Source organism: Microcoleus sp. N9_A1 (genome assembly GCF_036701795.1).
Classification (GTDB): Bacteria; Cyanobacteriota; Cyanobacteriia; order Cyanobacteriales; family Microcoleaceae; genus Microcoleus.
Map to the genome: position 1 here is coordinate 1 of NZ_JAUBRI010000087.1, position 20,783 is coordinate 20,783.

Annotated in this window: 13 protein-coding genes and 1 riboswitch; of the genes, 6 read left to right on the forward strand and 7 right to left on the reverse strand. The window is 47.8% G+C overall.

Annotated elements, in window-relative coordinates; all coding sequences use genetic code 11:
• Positions 1-3,041 (forward strand): Ig-like domain-containing protein (locus QUA58_RS27310; protein WP_445301909.1); only part of this gene is annotated, 3,041 nt, incomplete at its 5' end.
• Positions 3,042-3,819: 778 nt separating this feature from the next.
• Here the strand turns inward: QUA58_RS27310 and QUA58_RS27315 are convergent.
• The gene (locus QUA58_RS27315) at positions 3,820-4,443 is read right to left on the reverse strand and encodes a GNAT family N-acetyltransferase (RefSeq protein WP_333251485.1); all 624 of its coding nucleotides are present in this window, start codon (positions 4,441-4,443) and stop codon (positions 3,820-3,822) included.
• 1,656 nt (positions 4,444-6,099) lie between these two features.
• On the opposite strand from QUA58_RS27315, the gene QUA58_RS27320 reads away from it, so the two are divergent.
• Positions 6,100-9,624, forward strand: coding sequence for a response regulator (locus QUA58_RS27320; RefSeq protein WP_333251483.1), 3,525 nt, complete (start codon positions 6,100-6,102; stop codon positions 9,622-9,624).
• Between the two features lie 502 nt (positions 9,625-10,126).
• Positions 10,127-10,573, forward strand: coding sequence for a hypothetical protein (locus tag QUA58_RS27325; RefSeq protein WP_333251481.1), 447 nt, complete (start codon positions 10,127-10,129; stop codon positions 10,571-10,573).
• A gap of 239 nt (positions 10,574-10,812) precedes the next feature.
• Here QUA58_RS27325 and pheS read toward each other — a convergent pair whose 3' ends face one another.
• Complete coding sequence (pheS, locus tag QUA58_RS27330) at positions 10,813-11,817, reverse strand: phenylalanine--tRNA ligase subunit alpha (RefSeq protein WP_333397192.1); 1,005 nt, start codon at positions 11,815-11,817, stop codon at positions 10,813-10,815.
• Positions 11,818-12,026: 209 nt separating this feature from the next.
• On the opposite strand from pheS, the gene surE reads away from it, so the two are divergent.
• Together surE and QUA58_RS27340 are read left to right on the forward strand one after the other, a co-directional pair.
• A complete protein-coding gene (gene surE, locus QUA58_RS27335; RefSeq protein WP_333397193.1) occupies positions 12,027-12,833 on the forward strand; it encodes a 5'/3'-nucleotidase SurE in 807 nt (268 codons plus the stop codon).
• Between the two features lie 127 nt (positions 12,834-12,960).
• Positions 12,961-13,359: a hypothetical protein gene (locus QUA58_RS27340; RefSeq protein WP_333397195.1), complete on the forward strand. Its 399-nt coding sequence runs from the start codon at positions 12,961-12,963 to the stop codon at positions 13,357-13,359.
• 685 nt (positions 13,360-14,044) lie between these two features.
• Here QUA58_RS27340 and QUA58_RS27345 read toward each other — a convergent pair.
• The 5 genes from QUA58_RS27345 to QUA58_RS27365 form a co-directional block, all read right to left on the reverse strand.
• Positions 14,045-14,386: a DUF190 domain-containing protein gene (locus tag QUA58_RS27345; protein ID WP_333397198.1), complete on the reverse strand. Its 342-nt coding sequence runs from the start codon at positions 14,384-14,386 to the stop codon at positions 14,045-14,047.
• Between the two features lie 60 nt (positions 14,387-14,446).
• Positions 14,447-15,754 carry a voltage-gated chloride channel family protein gene (locus tag QUA58_RS27350; RefSeq protein WP_333397200.1) on the reverse strand — a complete coding sequence of 436 codons (1,308 nt, stop codon included), beginning with the start codon at positions 15,752-15,754 and terminating at the stop codon, positions 14,447-14,449.
• Between the two features lie 43 nt (positions 15,755-15,797).
• Entirely contained in the window at positions 15,798-17,423 is a 1,626-nt protein-coding gene (locus QUA58_RS27355) for a cation:proton antiporter (protein ID WP_333397206.1), read from the reverse strand.
• Between the two features lie 91 nt (positions 17,424-17,514).
• Positions 17,515-17,603: riboswitch (Fluoride riboswitch) on the reverse strand.
• A gap of 449 nt (positions 17,604-18,052) precedes the next feature.
• Positions 18,053-19,270 (reverse strand): LL-diaminopimelate aminotransferase, encoded by a 1,218-nt coding sequence (locus QUA58_RS27360; protein ID WP_333397203.1) that lies wholly within the window; start codon positions 19,268-19,270, stop codon positions 18,053-18,055.
• Between the two features lie 232 nt (positions 19,271-19,502).
• Positions 19,503-19,829 carry a thioredoxin domain-containing protein gene (locus QUA58_RS27365; RefSeq protein ID WP_333262598.1) on the reverse strand — a complete coding sequence of 109 codons (327 nt, stop codon included), beginning with the start codon at positions 19,827-19,829 and terminating at the stop codon, positions 19,503-19,505.
• A gap of 143 nt (positions 19,830-19,972) precedes the next feature.
• Here QUA58_RS27365 and QUA58_RS27370 point away from each other — a divergent pair, with 143 nt between their 5' ends.
• Complete coding sequence (locus QUA58_RS27370) at positions 19,973-20,716, forward strand: biotin/lipoate A/B protein ligase family protein (protein ID WP_333397205.1); 744 nt, start codon at positions 19,973-19,975, stop codon at positions 20,714-20,716.
• The last annotated feature ends 67 nt before the right edge of the window (positions 20,717-20,783 follow it).

Sequence of the window (20,783 nt, forward strand, 5' to 3'; positions counted from 1 at the left end):
CCTACAGCGCCACAGATAACAGCGGCGCAGTTAGCTCCCCAGCTAACGCGAATCTTGGTTTAACAGGAACGACACCCCCACCGACTCCAGCACCAGTACCAACACCCACTCCCACACCATTACCAATACCGATTCCAGCACCAACACCAACTCCCACACCAACTCCCAACGAACCGCCAGCAGCCAACAATACTAACCTCACCCTAGGGCCCAACAGCACCGCGCAAATTCCGGGATTGGGAGGAAATGACCCCGATGGGTCGATCGCCTCTTACACCATCAACACCCTGCCACCAGCGGCCCAAGGAGTCCTGTTTTTAGGAGATCCAGCCAACGGCGGAGTCGCCGTGACACCCGGCCAAGTTTTGACACCGGCACAAATAGGACAACTATTTTTCCAATCCACCGGCGACTTTACCGGTGCTAATTTCGGCTACAGCGCCACAGATAACAACGGCGCTACCAGTCCCCTGGCTACCGCTACTCTCGGTTCCACAGGAGCAACTCCCACACCAAATCCCCTAAACTTACCGCCAGTAACCAACAATGCTAATTTCACGGTAGACCCCAACAGCAGCGCGCGGGTGCCGGGATTGGGAGGAAGTGACCCCGATGGGTCGATCGCCTCTTACACGATCAACACCCTGCCGCCAGCGGCCCAAGGCATCCTGTTTTTAGGAGATCCAGCCAACGGCGGAGTAGCCGTGACACCGGGTCAAGTTTTGACACCGGCACAAATAGGACAACTATTTTTCCAATCCACAGGTAGCTTTACCGGTGCCAATTTTACCTACAGCGCCACAGATAACAGCGGCGCTACCAGCCCCGCCACTGCTACAGTTGCCGCTATCTCCCCGACTTCCAACCAACCGCCATCGATTAACAATGTTAACTTCACGGTTCCGACTAACGGCATCGTGCAGGTGTTGGGATTGGGAGGAAGTGACCCCGATGGGTCGATCGTCTCTTACACCATCACCAGCGTCCCCCCAGCCAACCAAGGAGTCCTGTTCTTTTCAGATCCAGTCAACGGCGACGTACCCGTGACAGCCGGTCAAGTTTTGACTCCGGCACAAATAGGACAACTATTTTTCGTAGCCACAGTTGACTTTAACGGAGCAACTTTCAGCTACACCGCCACCGACAACCTCGGCAAAGTCAGCCCCGCTAGCGCTAATGTTGCTGCTATCTTGAGGCCAGTTGGGACTGTTCCCCCACTCACACCTACACCCACACCAACACCCGCGCCCGGTATCTCAAATCCGATCGCCGAACCAGATACCGACTGTCTGTGTCAGCCGATTCAGGAAAAACCGGGCATTAACTTTGCACCGCCTCCGCAACCGCCCGCAGTTGGATTTGTCCGACCGATTTCGCAACTTGGAGAGGGACAAACCACCACAGGCACCGACGGCGATGACTTCATCGCAGACACCAAAGGCAACCAAAAAATCCTTGGTTTGAAAGGCAACGACCTGCTTTTAGGCAAAAATGGCGCTGATGAAATTCACGGCGACGAAGGCAATGACGCGATTTTTGCCGACACTGACACCGATATTGCCTACGGTGGCGGTGGCAACGATATCGTCCATGCCGGCAAACAAAATGACTGGATTGCAGGTGACTCAGGCGCCGACATTCTGTTTGGAGATCTAGGTGCCGATACGATTTTGGGAGATAACGGCAACGATAACTCCAACAGCGCTGCTGAGAATGGCGATTGGATCTTCGGAGGTAGCGGTGCAGACATCATCAACGGTAACGAGGGCAGCGATACCATCCACGCCGGCAAAGGTAACGATTTTGCCCTAGGAGGTAAAGACAATGACCTGATCTGGGGCGAGTTCGACTCCGATACGTTGATTGGTGACGCCGGCGATGACAGCTTGTTTGGCGGTTTAACCAACAAAACGGTTCGCGACTTCGAGGGGCGCGACTTGCTGTACGGAGGCTCCGGCAACGATTTCCTCAACGGCCAAGAAGGTGATGATACGCTGCTTGCCGGCGAAAATAACGATCGCGCTTTCGGAGGACAAGGCAACGACCTGATCTACGGTGAATTAGGCTCTGATACTGTCTACGGCGACAAAGGAGCCGATACTCTGCTTGGCGACAGCGGTGGTTCCAACTCAGTTAGCGGTGCTGGCGAAGAAGACTTGCTCTTTGGCGGCACCGGCAACGACATCATCAGCGGCGGCTACGGTGATGATACGGTGCAACCAGGTAAAGGCAATGATTGTGTTTGGGGCGGCAAAGATAATGACTTGATTTGGGGCGAACTCGGCTCTGATACCATTGTCGGCGATGCTGGCGACGACACGATCTACGGCGGCACTAAAAATCTAGATATAGATGTTAACGGCCGAGACTTGCTCTTTGGTGGCACCGGTGCTGACGTGCTGTTCGGTGATGAAGCTGACGATACCATCAGTGGCGGTGAAGGTAACGACAAGATTGACGGCGGTGAAGGTAACGACCTCTTGCACGGAGATGCCGGCAACGACTTGATTTACGGCGGTGACGGCAGCGATGAACTCTGCGGTGGCGAGGGCAACGATACCATCTATGGCGATCGTCCCGATAACCAAGGTGTCGCGGTGGGTGCAAACGATCGGCAAGACTGTATCAACGGCGGTGACGGCGATGATTTGCTCTACGGCAACGAAGGGCAAGATACTATCAACGGAAATGCTGGTAACGATACTTTGTTTGGCGGTAAAGATAGCGACATTCTCAATGGAGGTGCGGGGGATGACTGGCTGTTTGGCGACGCGGGAGATGATACTTTAATCGGAGGTATTGGGAGCGATCGATTTATTTTGAGTGCTGACGGCGGCACTGATACTGTGATTAACTTCGAGGTAGGTGTCGATAAGTTTGTTTTGACTGGCGGCGTGAGTTTCCAGCAGTTGCAATTTAGCGCTACTCCTGACGGTACTTTGCTGCGAATAGCAGGAACCGATCGGGTGTTAGGAAACTTTATCGGGGTTAACGGGGCGATCGGCTCCTCGGATTTCCTACCAAATCTCTCTGAGCTCTAGAATTGGCGGCGAAAGTCTCCTGTTCTGGCGAACAAAACGCCACAGCAAATCAGAACTTCTGTGGCGTTCCTCACAATACTCAATCCGGTTAACAGTTGACAGTTGACAGTTGACTTCGGAGTGCGAAGTTTTTAGGCAGGGGATTTAAGCCCCTGCCTAAAAACAATCCACCTAAAGGTGGGGGCTTAAATCCCCTGTGATGCAGGTTAGAAACTGTGTAGCACTCGGCCCTTGACATCGCTATTACAGTTGCCTTTTGTCCCTCTCTAAAATGCTAAAAAATAAAGGTGTATTCAATCCGAATTTGGTATAATATCAAATCTGTTAGCCTCGGATTATTCATAAATCTATTATCTTTATCGGCGTGAATCTGCGTCAATCCCTTGTCATCTGCGGTTCGAGAAATTATCTTTTTTTTACCGCAGATCAGGGCAGATGCAACACAGATTAACGCAGATGAATTAGATAAATTTCTGTTGCACTCTCCGTGATTCTTGACGGGTTTTTACGCCCGACGAGGCTACCGGAGTTGATATAACTTTGTATGGGGTTTTTCATGTGTTCCCAGGTACACAAGGGTTGGTAGCAAAGAGTGTTTACTACCAACTGATTTTAGTGTGTTGGGCGATCGGGCTTAAGAGCAAACTAAAATTTATCACTAATTCCCCATTCCCATTCCATTGATTCACAATAGAAGGAAAGAGGAGATACACGGATAGCTAGTTTTTCCTTTTTCCCGCTTCCTCCCAATTCCCCATGATCAATTCCAATGCTTAGCTTAGGATAGCGAAATCTGCTTGCGTAAAAACAGGCGGCGTGGCTGGCAGAACAGTCTACCAGTCCAATTCCAATCCACCTGTTGCAAGCGATAGCCGGCCTGATAGTACAACTGTCGCGCCGCGTGATTATTTTCGAGAACGTGGAGGTAAATCTCAGAAAATCCCCATTCTCTGGCTGTCTCCTCACAGTTAGTGAGCAATTGTTGAGCAACCCCCTGCCGCCGATACTCCGGGTGAACGGCTAAATTAGACAAATACGGATAGTCAGAACTCGGTATTTGCCAAGGAAAGCGAGAACGCAGAGCCATTTCTACTGTTCCTGCCATGCGCTGAGCTCGGTGCGATCTATAATTCGGCGTTCCCTCCTCGCGCGAGACTAGCTCAGCAACCAGACAAATGTAATGTTCGGCCTTAGAACGCAGTCGATTTTTTAAATCTTCGTAAATGCCCAAACGCAACACTGGATACACCCATTCTACAAACCCCTCGCGGGAGTGAAAGCTCATGGCTAAAATATCCGCTAGCTGCGTTAAGTCGTTGGGCGCAGCCACCCGGATCGAAAAACCAGAAATTCCGGGAGTTTGTTGTTGGTGAGATGGTGAGGAAAAAAATGAAGGATTCACAATGCCAGGCCACTATATTAATTTTTTTACGCGGGTTTCTAAGCTACCATCTTAGAAAATTCACTGATGTTATACTGATCTTATAATGTAACTTATAGGCATAGTTTATTAACCCGATTAAATTACATTTTTTTGTGCTTAACTTTAAGTATTATTTGAGGTAAATGGAAATTTTTTAGCATTTAATACTCTAGTTATGAAAAAATAAAACTCATCCCCTAATACTATATTTGTGGATAAGCTATTTGGCTTTTAAATTGAAGCTTGATCCGTGGTTTTGGGCCGGCATTACAAGAGTTTAAGTAAACAGTAGCTTACAAATTAAATACGCGACAGCTTAGCGGGCAAGGTATTAAAAACAATCACAAAGGTTTTAACGTCAGGTTCCCGGAATCTTACCGCTCTCTGCTTACGGAAATACCCGATCGAATATAATTTATCCGTCAAGCGGTAGTTGAAAAACTCAACGACTGATCAGACTAACACCGGGCGCGCTGGCGCGTCGGATGTTCCCCGCCGCCCCCCGACCTGGCACCCCAGCTTTCACCAGTTCTGGGCAATCCATTGCCCGTCCCCGATCAAACCGGCCTTACCTGTTGAGCTAGGGGGTACTTTTCCAACCTGCGCGCTAGCGAGACCTTCAAAACCTCGATCGAGCTGATTGACCCTGCCCAAAAACCGATACAAGCCACCGACACTCGTCGGGCACAGATCAAAATTTTAGACCCTAGTTCAAGCTCCCCGATTCATCTGTGGAGTAAATCTAAAATCTAAAATCTAAAATCTAAAATCGACTGATCGGTTTCCACAGAGTACATCCCTAGCTAAGATTAACAGATGGATGATCGAGCTTGCGGTGTTTCGCCGCAGTAATTGGCTTGGGCGTTGGTCTGCAGGAGGCACAAAAAATGCCGAGATCGGGGGAAAAAGTGAAAGTCTAACTAAAATGGTACAGCAATTGCGTCACTCCCACAGACACCTCTGTGGTCTGTGGGCCACCCCCGAATATCAGTCAGGGGCTCAGCCCCCGATTGTGGTCGGTATCCTTGGCTGACTGTTAAAGTTGCTGTTACTTGTGGGAAAAAACACAGGCGAAGATGTTGGTTGTCTATTGTATCTTGCTGCAGACAGCTTTCACATACCAAATAAAATAGTCCCAGGAGCCAGGGTCAAACATAAATTTGGCAAATCAACTCACAATCAGGACGGTTATTCCTATGTATTCTGAGATATCCAGACGGTAGTTAAAATGGCCAGATTTGTGTTTGCTCTCCTGCTGCATAAAGGTAAGGGGTGAAAGAAAATTATCGGGAGACGAGTTTATGTGAATATCATTAAATAATAAAATTGGGGTGCACGACAGATAACTGTGGCTCAGAAGAATTCCGAATTGAAAATCCCGATATCAAAAATCAAGGTTGATGCTTGCCTCGCTCCACTCACAACAACTTCATATCCACGAATTATTGTGATACTATTTTCCCAAAATAATGGCACTCTAGGCAAAAGCCCAACCCTTATGTCATCAGTCATTCGCAATCGAAAATCGAAAATCGAAAATCGAAAATGGTATGACTTCAGCAATTTAAATCGGCGAATTCTTCCTTTGATCAGACTTATTAAATCGAACAGCCCCGGGGCACAGGAGAACGGTGCATGAATTCCCAAGAAAATCCTAAGCTAAAAATTCTGATCGTCGATGACGAACCGGATAACCTCGACTTGCTTTACCGCACCTTCCATCGAGACTACAAAGTGCTCAGAGCCGAATCTGGCCCCGCTGCTCTCGAAATTTTGGCAAAAGAGGGAGAAGTTGCGGTGATTATCTCCGACCAGCGAATGCCAAAAATGAGCGGTACGGAGTTTCTCAGCCTGACGGCCGCTCAATACCCGGATGTGATCCGAATTATTTTAACTGGCTATACGGATGTTGAAGATTTAGTTGAAGCTATTAACGCTGGCAAAGTATTCAAATACGTTACCAAGCCTTGGGATGCTCAAGAGCTGATAAATCTTGTCAGTCAAGCTGTTGAGACTCACAATCTTCTGAAAACGCGGACCAATGAACTGCGCCGTGCTTTAAGCCAAGAATCGCTTCTTTATGCCGTTACCAATACTATCCGATCGGCTCCCAATTACCAGCAAATGCTGCAAAGAATTGTGGAAAGTGTCGGGCAGATGTTTGAGGTGAGTTGCTGTCTGCTGCGGCCGTTCCAAGACGGCCGGGTTGCCGATGAGTGGTTCGTTTACCAGAAGGCAGAAACTAAAGGGTTGGGGGGCGATGAGGAAGCGACGCCCGGAGATGCTTCTGCTGCCGAACTATCCCCGGATTTGTTGCCGGATTTGGTTTGGGAAACTCTGGATGTGGAGGTGATTCAAGATGCCCAAACTGACGATCGAGTTTTAAACTGGGATAATCAGCAACGACAGCAGGCTTATCAAGCTGCGAATATTCGATCGAGCTTGATCGTACCGCTGTTTTACAAAATCGAACTGATGGCAGTTTTGGCGCTGCACCAGTTTGAGGAACCGCGCCAGTGGCAAGACCACGAGGTACAGTTGGTAATTACGGTGGCAGACCAAGCGGCTTTGGCGCTTTCTCAAGCCCGGGCTTACGAACAGGTGCGGGCGCTGGCCAAGCGCGAGGCCTTAGTCAATACTATTACTACGGCAATTCGATCGAGTCTCGATCCCCAAAATATTTTTGCAGCCATTACTCAACAACTCGGCCAAGCTTTGCAAGTTGACGGCTGCGCCCTATCTCTGTGGACAGAAGATGATGAATATGTCCAATGCGTGGGTCTATACGACACACATAGGGATACCGTGGCTGTAGAACCGGGTTTTATTGACAATCCAGAGGTAGTTGCGAACCCTCTGGGCTACGAGACGGCTTCTGGTGATGCTGCTGAGAACACTCGCGCCTGGGTTTTTTCCCATCCTTCTTTGCCACAGTCTTTGGTGCCGATTCGGGGCAATCCGGTGTTGTTGCAAGTTATGGTATCAAAAGAGCCGGTGGCGATCGAAGATCTCGATGAACACCCCGAGTTAAATGTTACAGAACTGCAAGTTCGATCGCCAGCCCGCGCCCTGTTAGTCGTTCCCTTAATCTCCGAAGGCAAAATCATCGGCAGCATTTCCCTGCGCCAAAATTACACCATCCGCCACTGGAAACTCTCAGACATTGACCTGGCTCAAATAGTGGCAACTCAAGCTGCTCTGGCTGTGCAGCAGTCACGCCTCTACCAGACTACCAGACAGCAGGCAGAACGGCTTCTGGAAGCCGATCGGCTCAAAACCGAATTTTTCCAAAATATCTCCCACGAGTTCCGCACCCCTTTAACTCTAACTATCGGCCCTCTAGAATCAGCTTGCAGGCGCCAAGAAGACTTGCCCTACGAACAAGCCGTAATCGCTTTGCGTAATTCCCGCCGCCTCCTGCGGTTGGTAAATCAACTGCTGGACTTGCAGCGGCTCGATGCCGGACGGATGCAGCCGAGTTTCCGCCCCTGCGATTTAGTCGGTTTCTGTTACTCTACCGCAGAGTCGTTCCGCGCCTACTGCGATAAAAAAGGACTGCACTTAATTACCCAACTGCAAGAATGTCCTTTACTTTATTTGGATCTGGAAAGATTTGACAAAGTTATTTACAACCTGCTATCAAATGCTGTCAAATTTACCCCAGAAGGCGGAACTATCACCCTGAAAGTTGAAGCGGCCGGCTCTCACTGCTTGTTGCAAGTAAAAGACACCGGTATCGGCATTCGCACCGAACAAATTCCCTATTTATTCGAGCGGTTTCACCAAGCCGAAGGTTCAGCTAGCCGTTCCTACGAAGGCAGCGGTTTAGGTTTGGCACTTGTCAAAGAATTAGTCGAACTCCACGGCGGTCAAATTTCAGTTGAATCAGTTTACGGCGAAGGTACTACTTTTACCGTTTGGCTGCACTTTGGTTCGACTCACTTGCCCCCGGAACAGGTACTAGAAATACCTGCGGAGTTTCACTCATCCAAAGCTGCGGTGGAACTGGCAGATGTGGAGGCAGATTTGTCCGAAAATGAGGTAGAAAATCATAACTTTGAGGCGCTCCAACCGATCAGATCAGAAACAGCAGTGGGAACGGTTTTGGTGGTTGACGACAATCCTGATTTGCGATTTTATGTGTCGGCTATTCTGCGAGATGCCGGCTTTGCAGTTTTGCTTGCCCGCAACGGAGAAGAAGGATTTGCCGTGGCTAAAAAACGTCGCCCTAATTTAATTATAACTGATTTGATGATGCCTTTGATTTCGGGCTTGGATTTGATTAAGATGATTCGAGAGGATGAGGAATTGCAGGGAACTCCGGCAATTTTGCTGACTGCTAAAGCCGACGAAGATACTCGAATTGAAGGAGTAGAACGGGGTGCGGATGCTTATTTGTCCAAGCCTTTTAATGATCGAGAATTGTTGGCGGAAGTGCGGAATTTGATCGCCCTCAAACAAAACGAGCGCCGAGTGCAGCAGTTGAACAGTTATTTAACTGAGTCGGTGCTGCGCCGATTTTTGCCGCCGGCGATGGTGAAGGCAGCAGCGGCTGGAGATTTGGCATTGGATTTGCGCCCGGAACCGCGATTGATTACTATTTTGTTTAGCGATATTGTCGGTTTTACTCAAATGGCAAATACGCTGCGCTCGCGCCGGGTAGCTGAGCTGTTGAATGAATATTTGGCGGCAATGACTAAGGCTATTTTTGACAGCGGCGGTACGGTGGACAAGTTTGTTGGAGATGCGGTAATGGCTTTCTTTGGCGCGCCGGAGGAACTAACGCCTAATGAGCAAGTACGCCGCGCTGTGGCTGCTGCTGGCCAAATGCTGCGAGCTCTGAAGGAGCTTAACAAGGGCTGGTTGGAGCAGGGAATTGTTGGGGAAAATGGCGTGCCTCCGGTGCGGTTTCGCTGCGGAATTCACCAGGGTACTGCGGTGGTGGGGATGTTTGGCGGCCCTGATCGATCGGATTATACCGCGATCGGGCCGAGCGTGAATATTGCCGCCCGCTTGCAAGAGGTGACGGAACCAAACACGGTGCTAATTTCGGCGGCGGTGGCAGATTATGTGGAGGAAAATCGCATTGTTAAATATAAGCCTTTGAAACTAAAGGGAATTGATGAAACGGTATTGACTTTTTTACTAAATTGTGATTAGTAATTATAAGTATTATATAGCGGTTCTCAAAAAAGTGAGGTATGCCATAGCCATAGCCCTATGGATGGTGCAACCGGAATTGATATCATTCATCTGCGTTAATCTGTGTTGCATCTGCCCTCATCTGCGGTTTAAAAAAAGACAATTTCTCGGGCCGCAGATGACAAGGGATTGACGCTGATTCACGCCGATGCAGAGAAGAGATATATGAATAATTCCCATGCTAACAGATTGGATATCAATTGTTTAATCTAAAATCTACAATCTACAATCTACTCACCAAAGTTCAAGATGCCAAATGGCGGTTGTGGAGTCAAATCTCAAATCTCAAATCTCAAATCTTAAGTCTCAAATCTACCATTGACTGACATTCCTGGATTGAATCTATCAAAAGAGGGAACTTTTTTAACCGCTCGTCGGTGGATAACCTCTATCTAGAGAACGGTTCAGCCGATCGCTCTGATCGAGTACAAATAGAAAGTCATATCTCCTTTTGTATTCTATGAAACTGAATTATTTTACGAAACGGCTTTCGACTTTAGGGCGCTTGATGGCTGCAACTGTGCTTTGCGTGTCAGCGATGGCCTTCGTGTGGTCTGGTGCGTTCTTCTCTAACACCGCAGCAATGGCTTCTCCTGCTGTAAACTTGATCGCAGCAGCAGATGCGGGCGATGCGGTTCAAGAAAAAGCCAGCAAAGATGCTGGACGAGCCAAGAACTTCATCCGAGATACAGAAGAGAAGGTTAAGGAAACTGCCAAGACAAATGCTGCTAAAGTCGATCGAGCATCGGAGGATGGTAGTGTCGTAGAGCGCAAAGCTAAGAAAGATGCGGCCACAATTGAGAAAAGAGCAGAGGAAGATTCAGCTCGGACTCAGGAAGCAGTAGATAATACCAAGAATGCTGTAGAGCGCGCTGTTGACAGCATCAAGGATGTTTTTAGCAATTAGAAAATAAATAAGTAGGTAAGCGCAAAGCCCTTGTCTACTTAAGTAAGCGGGCATGAATAAACTGATGTGGGGGGGCGGGTTTTGACTTGAAAAAAGTCGGATAGCAAAAGTTACTTGCACTCACCCGCCCACCATATCTTATGGTTTTGTCGCTCTTGTCTGCTTACTTGAAACTGAAAAATTGATGTAGCTTAAGCAAAATCTCTAGAGGGTTTGTAGAACCGACCCCAAGCCATGCTTTAAAATTGCCGCAAAAAGCGCAAGTCGCTAGCATAAACTCGGCGAATATCGTCGATTTCATAAAGTACCATTGCGAACCGCTCGACCCCAAAACCGGCTGCAAACCCAGTATATTTTTCTGGGTCTAAACCGACTCCTTTAAGAACATTCGGATCGACAGTTCCGCAGCCCAAAACTTCCAGCCATTTGCCGTTCCACTGCAAATCAACTTCCGCAGAAGGTTCGGTAAACGGAAAGTAACTCGTGCGGAAACGAATCGGCAAATCTTGCCCGAACATTTGCCGCAAAAACTCTTTAATTGTGCCTTTCAAGTCAGTAAATGTCAGACCTTCATCTATTGCTAAAAGCTCAATTTGGTGGAAGACTGCTGCGTGAGTAGCATCAACAGTATCGCGGCGGTAAACGCGGCCGGGAGAGACAATCCGAATCGGCGGTTTGTGCTGTTCCATGTAGCGAATTTGCACCGATGATGTCTGAGTCCGCAGCAAGTCGCCTCCTGGCAGGTAAAATGTATCTTGCATATCCCGCGCTGGGTGGTCTGGCGGTGTGTTCAGCGCCTCGAAGTTGTAATAATCTGTTTCCATTTCCGGGCCGTTGGCGACGGTGTAGCCGAGACCGACAAAGATATCGAGAGCGCGGTCTATGACGCTGTTTAAGGGGTGAATTCGACCTTGGGGACGAAAAATCCCAGGCATGGTGACATCGATGGTTTCTGAGGCTAGTTTGGCTCCAATTTGGGCGGTTTGGAGGGCGGTGCGCTTGTCTTCTAAATTGGCTTGCAGGGCTTCTTTTACAGTATTGGCGATCGCACCTACTTTGGGTCGCTGGTCTGGCGACAGTTTGCCCATCATGCCTAAAATTTGAGAGAGTTGGCCTTTTTTGCCGAGGTAGCCGACGCGCAACTGTTCGAGTTGTTCGAGGGTATTGGCAGTGGCGATCGCGCTTTTGGACTCTTGACCGAGAATTTCTAGTTGAGTTTCAATGTCGCTTAGCTGGACAGTCATTTTGATTTTAGATTTTAGATTTTAGATTTTAGATTGATGGCTGTTTTGGGCCAAGTTGAGTTTAGCGCAATTTTGGCTCGACAGTATTGTTAATTTTAGATTTTAGATTTTCGGTATTTACGGATAATTTGTAATAGATAATTCGATGTTAGAGCGATCGCCCTAGTTGAATCTAGTTTAATATTGTTATAAGGCCTATAAAATTTTCAATGAAACTTTTAATTAGCAACGACGACGGCATCTTTGCACAAGGCATCCGCAGCCTCGCCAACGCTCTCGCCACCGCAGGTCACGACGTGAGCGTAGTTTGTCCCGACAGAGAGCGCTCCGCTACCGGCCACGGCCTTACCTTGCACCAACCCATCCGCGCCGAAATTGTCGAATCTATTTTTGATCCCGCAGTCCAAGCTTGGGCCTGTTCGGGCACTCCCGCCGACTGCGTGAAACTCGCTTTGTGGGCTTTACTTGACAAACCGCCGGATTTTGTCCTTTCCGGTATCAACCACGGGCCCAATTTAGGCACGGATATCATCTGTTCGGGTACGGTTTCGGCAGCAATGGAAGGAATTATGGAAGGCATTCCCAGCATTGCTTTCAGCCTCGCCAGCTTTACTTCGCAGGAATTTGGGCCGGCGGTGGATTTCGCTGTCAGCTTGCTGGCACAGTTGGAAAAACAGCCAATGGCCAAACCGATGCTGTTGAATGTCAACATACCAGCAGTCTCACAAGCAGAAATTACCGGAGTTGCGATCGCCCGTCAAGGCATTCGCCGCTATTTCGACATATTTCAAAAGCGCACCGATCCGCGCGGCAAAACTTATTATTGGCTGGCTGGGGAATTGTTAGAAGATGTAGAAGAAATCGCCGATTCGGCGGTGCCGCATGATATTCCTACGGACGTACAAGCTATTCGCGACAACCAAATAACCGTAACTCCCTTGCAATATAATCTCACCTGTGCTCCCGACTTGCACTCGTTGCGGGATTGGCAATTTGAAGGTTTTCCGAAGCAGTGAGTTCCGATCGACCCGATCGGAGCGGTAAACTAGGAATTAAGGAAAAGTGCCTCTCAAGGTCTACACCTTTGGCGTTAACACAGGCTCCCAATTACTTGTTAGTTTTTTTTACTCAAGAAAAACAGTTATGAACGCTCCCACCTATAACACTCATTCTGTCACTTGCCCGATCTGCAACCGTTCCAGCGTCGTAGGCCCCGTCGGGATGGTCAGCGGACTATTCACTTGTCCCCACTGCCATTCTCATATGGTAATTAGCTGGAGCGGTCATTTTGTGCGCGATCCTTTTAGTCTCAAACAACTGACGGTGGGAAAGATGCTCAGGCGCGAGAGCAGGCCGTTAGCTCGACTTAAGCGGGACTTTGGGCTGAGTAAGCCTTTTCCCCTGATTGCAATTTTGGGCAGTGTCGTCTTTTTCGGGTGTGCGCTCGCGGCTGCGGAACAATCGCTACCCCAACAGAATTCACTTCAAGGATTTTTAGAGTGGGTGAGCGGAACTGGTAATTCCGAAGATGCCTCACGTTAACATTTCTTAAAAGAAATTGTGACAGATACTGCGTGCAAATATCTATTCCTTTAGGTAGAAATCACACTATTTTAGCAATTGCCTCCATCTTGAGCTAGGGGTAAGCACTTAGACGCCGCGCCCTTCATCCTGTGCCCAAAAACTTCAAAACCCCAGTCCGGCAGGGGTTTTAACCCCTGCCTCAAAGCTCAAGTTTGGTGGGGTTAAGTCTAATATCATTTCCGCTTACACCGGAATGGTGTTGACGGTTGACTGTTGACTGTTGAGGCCGTGAACAGTGAACAGTCAACCGTCAACAGTGAACTCGAATTTGTATCCGCTCAATAACTCGGGGCGGACTACCCACTCAGGAACGATTTTGCGTCATTTGAGGTGCATCGTTGAGCAATTTACCCCGGATTATTGAGCGGATACTAACGTAATTTATTCCATTTCGCTCAGATTACATTCTGGCAAGTGCCGCACTAGCAGAAACAGCAACCTCCTATGCCGCGATCGAGAATGACAAAACGGATAGGGCATCGGATCGTTATCCGGTTGTCACTGAGTTTAGTTTGCGCTGATTGGGGCAATGAATTGGAATTACCAAAATACCCATTGAAGACGCTCGCAGTTATGAAAGGTTAGGAAAATCAATGGTGATGGGCTGACGCGATTGCGCTCCGAAAATCAATTGTCTCGGCTATTACGGGAGCAATTCCTCACCTCGCAATAAAACCACTCTTACCCCTCTAAGTTCATCAGTATAGCGCTCTAAAAAGCCGCGTAGTTTATCCTCTCGGTCAATCAACTCAAGACATTGAGGCAACTTATGAGGAGAAAATTCAGGGAGATCGTATTGCAGCGATCCACCATTTAAAAATCCTACTGAAACTCGATGGACTATAACTTGCTCAATCCCAAACGCTTTGGCACGGGTGGCTAAATAATGAGCCAGAGGCGGCGCGATTAAGTTTTGCCAAAATGTTTTTGTAGGAGGGCGATCGCCATAGTGACAGTAGAGCCGTAAAACTATCAAATCATTCATTTTGAGTTCTTGTCCTTGGTATACAAATCCCCAGATATGCAAGTCGTTAAATAAATTGATTTATTTGGTAATTTTTTCTGGCGGTGGAGCAATTTCCGGTGCGTGAGTCGCCAAATGTTGCCCTTCTTTCATGGGCATAAAATGGTACTTACTAGAGCCGATACGCTGCGAGCTATAGATGCCAGCATGACCTGAAAAAAGGTAGCTCATCACGCAAGCAATAGCAAGAAAAACCCCAGATTCCATACCAAAAAGTTCAATTCCCATTAAAGTTGAAGCGATGGGTGTGTTTGCTGCGCCGCCAAAGACTGCAACAAATCCCATTCCTGCCAATAAAGGTGCTGGTAATGCCAAGATTAATGACAAAGCATTGCCTAATGTTGCACCAATAAAAAATAGAGGAGTAACTTCGCCTCCTTTAAAACCAGCCCCTAATGTCAATGCAGTTAAAGCTATTTTTGCCGCAAAATCCCAAGGCGGTAACTGAGTATAAAACGCATCGACAATGGTAGGAATACCAAGACCGATATACTTAGTGGAGCCGATCGCCCAAACAATCAATGCGACAATTGCACCGCCGATTGCAGGACGTAAAGGAGGGTAGGATATCTTGGCTTTAAAGAAGTGGCTAATTTTATGAGTTAGTTTCGCAAAAACCATCGCCACAAGGCCGAAGATTATGCCAGCAATAATTGCAGAAATTAGCCCCATTGGAGTTATGGTTGGTACAAGCGGAGCATGGCGGTATGCAGTATGATGCAAACCTAGATTTAAGGTAATGCGATCGCCCACAACCGCTGCGACTAAACAGGGAAAAAGAGCATTATGGTTAATCGTTCCAATTGCTAAAACCTCTAAACCAAAGATAGTTCCAGCTAAGGGAGTCCCAAAAACCGAAGCAAATCCACCACTGAGCCCAGACATTAATAAAATTCGGCGATCGACAGGTTTAAAATTGAATATTTTAGTCAACTGATCTGCGAGGGATGTCGCAATTTGTAGGGCTGTACCTTCACGACCTGCTGAACCCCCAAATAAATGGGTTAGGTCTGTCCCTAACAGCACCATAGGAGCCATCCGTAAGGGAATTGTGCTTTGGGGGTGATGAATCTCTTCGAGTAAAAGATTATTTCCGGCTTCTACGCTTTTTCCATATCGATGATAAATCCAACCGCTGAAGAATCCACCCAATGGTAGTAAAGCAATCACCCACAAATGAGATTCTCGCCAATTGGTTGACCATTCTAAAGATGCTAGGAGAGCGGCGGAACCAAGACCCGAAAGAATGCCAACGATACAAGAAATAATGAACAACTTGCTGAGTTGGGAAATGACGATGAGCTGCTCAAATTGAGGGAGACGTTTCATAAGAAATGATCCTTTTTTAGAAATTCACGATCGCTGGAATAGGTTACTTGTAACGAGAGTCCACCAAAATGACAGGAATGGGACTTGTTTCTAAGACAGCTTGAGAAACCGACCCCACTAGCACTTCTTTCCAAGGTTGATGCCCCCGTTTACCGAGCACAATATCTGTCACTTGCCGAGCTTGCGCCACGCGGACAATCTCCTCTGGAACTGCGCCCGAAAGCTGTAGAAACTCATAGCGAATATCTGAGAGCAATCGCTGTGCTTGTTGTTGCAATTGTAAGTTTGCGCTTTTGTCTTCAAGATTATCCACATACAAAACAATCACATCTCCATCACTGCGCCGAGCTAAGTCTGCGACCTTAGTTAAAACATCTGTTGTGAGGGGAGAAGTGTCCACTGCGGCGAGAAAAACTGGACGACCGGAAATTGCTACTTTGGTCGGGTCTACTTCGCCTTTTTCTAATAGTTTGGGAGCAAAAGTGGGAATTGCCCATGCACCCAAGGGAGCGGTTACTAAAATTGAGAGGGCTGCGATCGCCAAAATAGTTTCGCCACCTGCTATACCCTGAGCTAGAGGAATCGCTCCAATCGCCGCCTGCACCGTTGCCTTAGCCGAATTTCCTGGTAGCAGAAACAGCCGTTCTTTCCCAGTCCAATTACTACCCAAGGTGGAAAGATACCAGCCTAGCGATCGCCCAATCAGAGTCCCAATCGCCAACACCAGCAAACCTACCAGCAAGGTATTTCCTAAGACATTAAGTTGAATACTGGCTCCCAGCAGCACAAACAAAATAATTTCTGCGATCGTCCACAAACTATCAAAGCCACCCCGCAGCCTTCGTGCTAAAGGCGCATCGAACTCAATCAGGAAAAACCCCGCAGCCATGACAGCCAAATAGCCAGAGAAAAACGGAATATGTTCGGCTGATACTACCAGCCATAAGGCAAAGCCAGCAGCCACCAGGGAATCCTGAACCGCATTTTGAGTCCAGTTTTGCTTGACTAATAGTGATACCAGCATTCGAGCCGTCACCCATCCCAACAGCACCCCTAAGACACTTTGGATGATGATTTGAAAGGGTAGCAACTGTAAAGGGCTGAGGGTGATTCCTCCCAGTAAGGTAATACCTGTCGCCCCCCCTTGAGATAGAAACGCCAGCAGCAGGCTAAACACCAGTAACAACAAGACATCTGACAAGGCACTTCCAGTCAGAATGGCATCGGGAATCCCTTTTTTTACCCCCCATCCCAAACTTTTGAGCCGCAGCATTCCGGGCACAATCACGGCTGGAGATTCCGCGCCAATGATGCAGCCCAGCAGTAGCCCCGTCAGAAAATCAAACTGAAGTAGCCACATCGCGGCAAAGGCAATGGCGATCGCCTCGCAAGCGGCAGGCATAAATCCCAACCGCAGTGATACGCTGCCCTGCTGAGCCAGTTTCTCGCGATCGAGTCCTAACCCCGCCTTCATCAAAATCACCATGACGGCAATGGTGCGGAGGGAATCTGCAGCGCCCAAAACCTCTGGACTAATGACATTCCCGAATTGCGGCCCTAACAGAATGCCCACCAGCACCATACCTACCAGTGCTGGAGCTTTCAGCCGTCGAGCAATCTGCCCGACCAAAAACCCCATTAATAAAATCCAGATAATACTTTCTAACATCACGCCACCTTGAAGCTGAATTGATGAACGTGACTTGTAGGGGAAAGATCGATCTAGGCATCCGCGCAATCCTACCCTTCCGCCACAAGTCGGAACAGTAGGAGCCATCAGCCTTTTAAACGTTATGAAGATTATTAATAACGCAGGGCGGTTTCGGCGAGCTCCATCGCCATCATCATTACTTTTATATCACGCCTACCCAAGTTTACGAAAGTATCGAGCCAATTTTCGCTTCAGATCTGTTGTTTAGTCTCAACTCCAGACTCTAAGCATCGGACATTTCCATCGTTCCCATTTGCGGGCAAATTTAATTGCGACAAGTGTTGCATTTTTAGGAGGGCGGTGAGTATGTCAACGTTCTAGTGTAGATGCAACAAGTTTTGCATATCTAGTTGGGCCAGTACAACTGTAATCTGACATCGTTGTACCAGCCGTGCTGGTTGAAAGGATGTATCCGCTCAATAATTCGGGGCGGACTACCCACTCAGGAACGATTTTGCGTCATTTGAGGTGCATCGTTGAGCGATTTACCCCGGATTATTGAGCGGATACTCGAATTTACTATTCCGATGCTAACGGATTTGATATCACAAGGGTGTTTGAGGTTAAGTTGACACAGATTGCATCGCTCAATTTAGAAACTCAGCAATTTTTCTAACTGCTGTTTCCAAAATTGCTGGCGACTCGACTAAGGCAAATCGCACGTAGCCTTCTCCTGATTTCCCGAAACCGGCACCGGGGGAAGCTGCGACTCCTGTACTCTGTACTAGCTGAGTGCAAAATTTCACGGAATCTTGGGCCCAAGGTTCCGGCAGTTTCGCCCAGACGTACATGGTGGCGGGGGGTACGGGTACTTGCCAGCCGATGCCCTGCAGCGCGTTTACAAAGGCATCCCGCCGTTTTCTGAAGGTTTCTACGCTGGTTCTGACGGTATCTTGAGGGCCTGTTAATGCGGAGATCGCTCCGTTCAAAATCCCTCGGTATTGGTTGAAGTCCACTGCGGCTTTTACCTGTCGCAGCGCTGCAATTAGTTTGGAATTGCCGATCGCATATCCGACTCGAAAACCTCCCATACTGTAGGATTTGGATAGTGTAAAAAACTCGATCGCCACACTCTTATCTCGATCCGCCTGAAATACTGACGGCGCCATCAATTTTCGATATTCTTCCTCGTTACCAGACTCTACCTCTATGAGAGAATTGCGATCGTCAAACACCAAATCAACATAAGGGAAATCGTGAACTAAAACCAGCCGATGTTCCCGACAAAAAGCCACGGCTTTCTCAAAAAAAGCCAGCGGTGCGATCGCAGTTGTAGGATTGTGAGGATAGCTCAAAACCATCATCTTCGATTGAGCCAGCACTGCTGCCGGAATATCTTCAAATATCGGCAAAAACGCATTTTCTGCTAATATCGGCATCGGATAAATTTGACCGCCGGCTAAATGCACGCCGCCCGCGTGGGAAGGATAGCCAGGATCGAGCAGCAAAGCAAAATCTCCAGGGTTGAGTACAGCTAAAGGCAGATGCGCCGTGCCTTCTTGGGAACCAATTAACGGCAGCACTTCTGTTTCTGGATTGACTGCAATCCCAAATTTTTGCTCGTACCAAATAGCTGCTGCTTCCCGAAAATCTCTTGTGCCGTTAAATAGCAAATAGCCGTGGGTGCTGGTGTCGGACAGAGAATGTGCGATCGCATCTGTAATATGAGCCGCCGCCGGCAAATCCGAAGAACCCAGAGACAAGTCAATCACATTTTGCCCCGCTGCTCTAGCTTGAGCTTTTGCCCGATCCATATCGGCAAATACATTAAATTGCAGTGGATCTAAACGTTTGGCAAATTGCATATTTTTTGTATTTTTGGGGAATTTTAAGGAATATTTTTATATTAGCTAAATTATTATTTATATTGCATTTTTATTGTGTTTGTGAATTATTTTTTTTAAACTAACCGCAGAGACCGCAAAAGGCGTAGAGTCAAAGAGAAATATCGAGGGTCAAAAAGATATCTTAAAAAAATATTTGCGATTGCTAGAATTGTAATTTGGGAGTTGGAAACTCCCGAATCATTTCCAAACTTTATAAGTGAGCGTCGAGCAAACCGACCAAAGTTTGTTTAGTAATAGCTCCCTCGTGAGAAAGCACTACTTCGGCATTTTTAAACAATCGGAGAGCTGGGACTCCTTCTACTTTATACTGCTTGACAGTAGTAGGATTGGGGTCAATTTCCATTTTAACCACTTTCAGCCGATCGCTGTAGTTGGCCGCCACCCAGTCTATCGAAGGCGCGATCAGTTTGCAAGGCCCGCACCAAGTAGCCCAAAAATAGGCAAGCACTGGTTGCTCTGCTTTCAGGACTTCTGTTTCAAATTTTTCGTCGTTAATGACAATTACGCTGTTGCTCATGGTTCTGCGATTATTTTTTCTATTTATTTCTACAGCATCGGCTCTGTAAAATTTACACAAACTTAGAAAACCAGCTCAAAAGACTGTTACTAATTTTAAAACATTCTGCGAATTATTGAGTGCAAACTCAGGACTGGAGACTGATGGCTAATTCTGTATGGCGTTTAATTCCACTGTTGTCGGCGTCTGGTAGCGTGCAGATGGCGATCGACCAATGGCTGCTGGAACAGCATCTAGCGGGCAAACATCCGCCAACTCTGCGATTTTACACATGGCAACCGGCGGCGATTTCCTTGGGCTACCACCAGCGCAGGTGGCCGGAGTTTTGGCAGCAGTTGTCTTGGGGGGGAATGCCTGTGGAGTTGGTGAGGAGGCCCAGCGGCGGGCGCGCCGTGCTGCACCAAGGGGATTTAACTTATGCAGTTGTGGCGTCGGGATTTGGAAGCAGCCGTCTGAAAGCTTATCAGACTATTTGCGAGTTTTTGATTGAGGGTTGGAGGGCGCTGGGTTTGGATTTGCACTACGGGGAAGCTGGAAGGGGCTATATTCACAATCCGAATTGTTTTGGTACTGCTACGGGTGCGGATTTAGTTGCGCCTGATGGCTACAAGTTAATTGGTAGCGCTCAATTACGCCGGGGTGATGCTATTTTGCAGCATGGTTCGATGCGTTTGCGATCGGATGTTAGTTTGTTTTCTCAAGTTTTTGGGGAGGAATTAATTCCTGTAAAATTACCTCTATCTGAAGGGGAAGATGATTTGATTCCGACTGTAATTGATGTTTTGAGTGCGGCGGCTTGTCGCTGTTTTGGGATTGACTTGGAAGTGCGACCGCTTTCGGATCAGGAATGGCAGGATATTTGGGAATTAACAAGTAATAAGGAATGAAAATTTAATAACATCAGCGATGTATAATAAATAAATGAGTGAATATGAATAGGTTTAGGTTTCGGTA

Coding starts and splice junctions, on each gene's coding strand:
- QUA58_RS27320 (WP_333251483.1), top strand. CDS start 6,100: ATGAATTCCCAAGAAAATCCTAAGCTAAAAATTCTGATCGTCGATGAC.
- QUA58_RS27325 (WP_333251481.1), top strand. CDS start 10,127: ATGAAACTGAATTATTTTACGAAACGGCTTTCGACTTTAGGGCGCTTG.
- pheS (WP_333397192.1), bottom strand. CDS start 11,817: ATGACTGTCCAGCTAAGCGACATTGAAACTCAACTAGAAATTCTCGGT.
- surE (WP_333397193.1), top strand. CDS start 12,027: ATGAAACTTTTAATTAGCAACGACGACGGCATCTTTGCACAAGGCATC.
- QUA58_RS27340 (WP_333397195.1), top strand. CDS start 12,961: ATGAACGCTCCCACCTATAACACTCATTCTGTCACTTGCCCGATCTGC.
- QUA58_RS27345 (WP_333397198.1), bottom strand. CDS start 14,386: ATGAATGATTTGATAGTTTTACGGCTCTACTGTCACTATGGCGATCGC.
- QUA58_RS27350 (WP_333397200.1), bottom strand. CDS start 15,754: ATGAAACGTCTCCCTCAATTTGAGCAGCTCATCGTCATTTCCCAACTC.
- QUA58_RS27355 (WP_333397206.1), bottom strand. CDS start 17,423: ATGTTAGAAAGTATTATCTGGATTTTATTAATGGGGTTTTTGGTCGGG.
- QUA58_RS27360 (WP_333397203.1), bottom strand. CDS start 19,270: ATGCAATTTGCCAAACGTTTAGATCCACTGCAATTTAATGTATTTGCC.
- QUA58_RS27365 (WP_333262598.1), bottom strand. CDS start 19,829: ATGAGCAACAGCGTAATTGTCATTAACGACGAAAAATTTGAAACAGAA.
- QUA58_RS27370 (WP_333397205.1), top strand. CDS start 19,973: ATGGCTAATTCTGTATGGCGTTTAATTCCACTGTTGTCGGCGTCTGGT.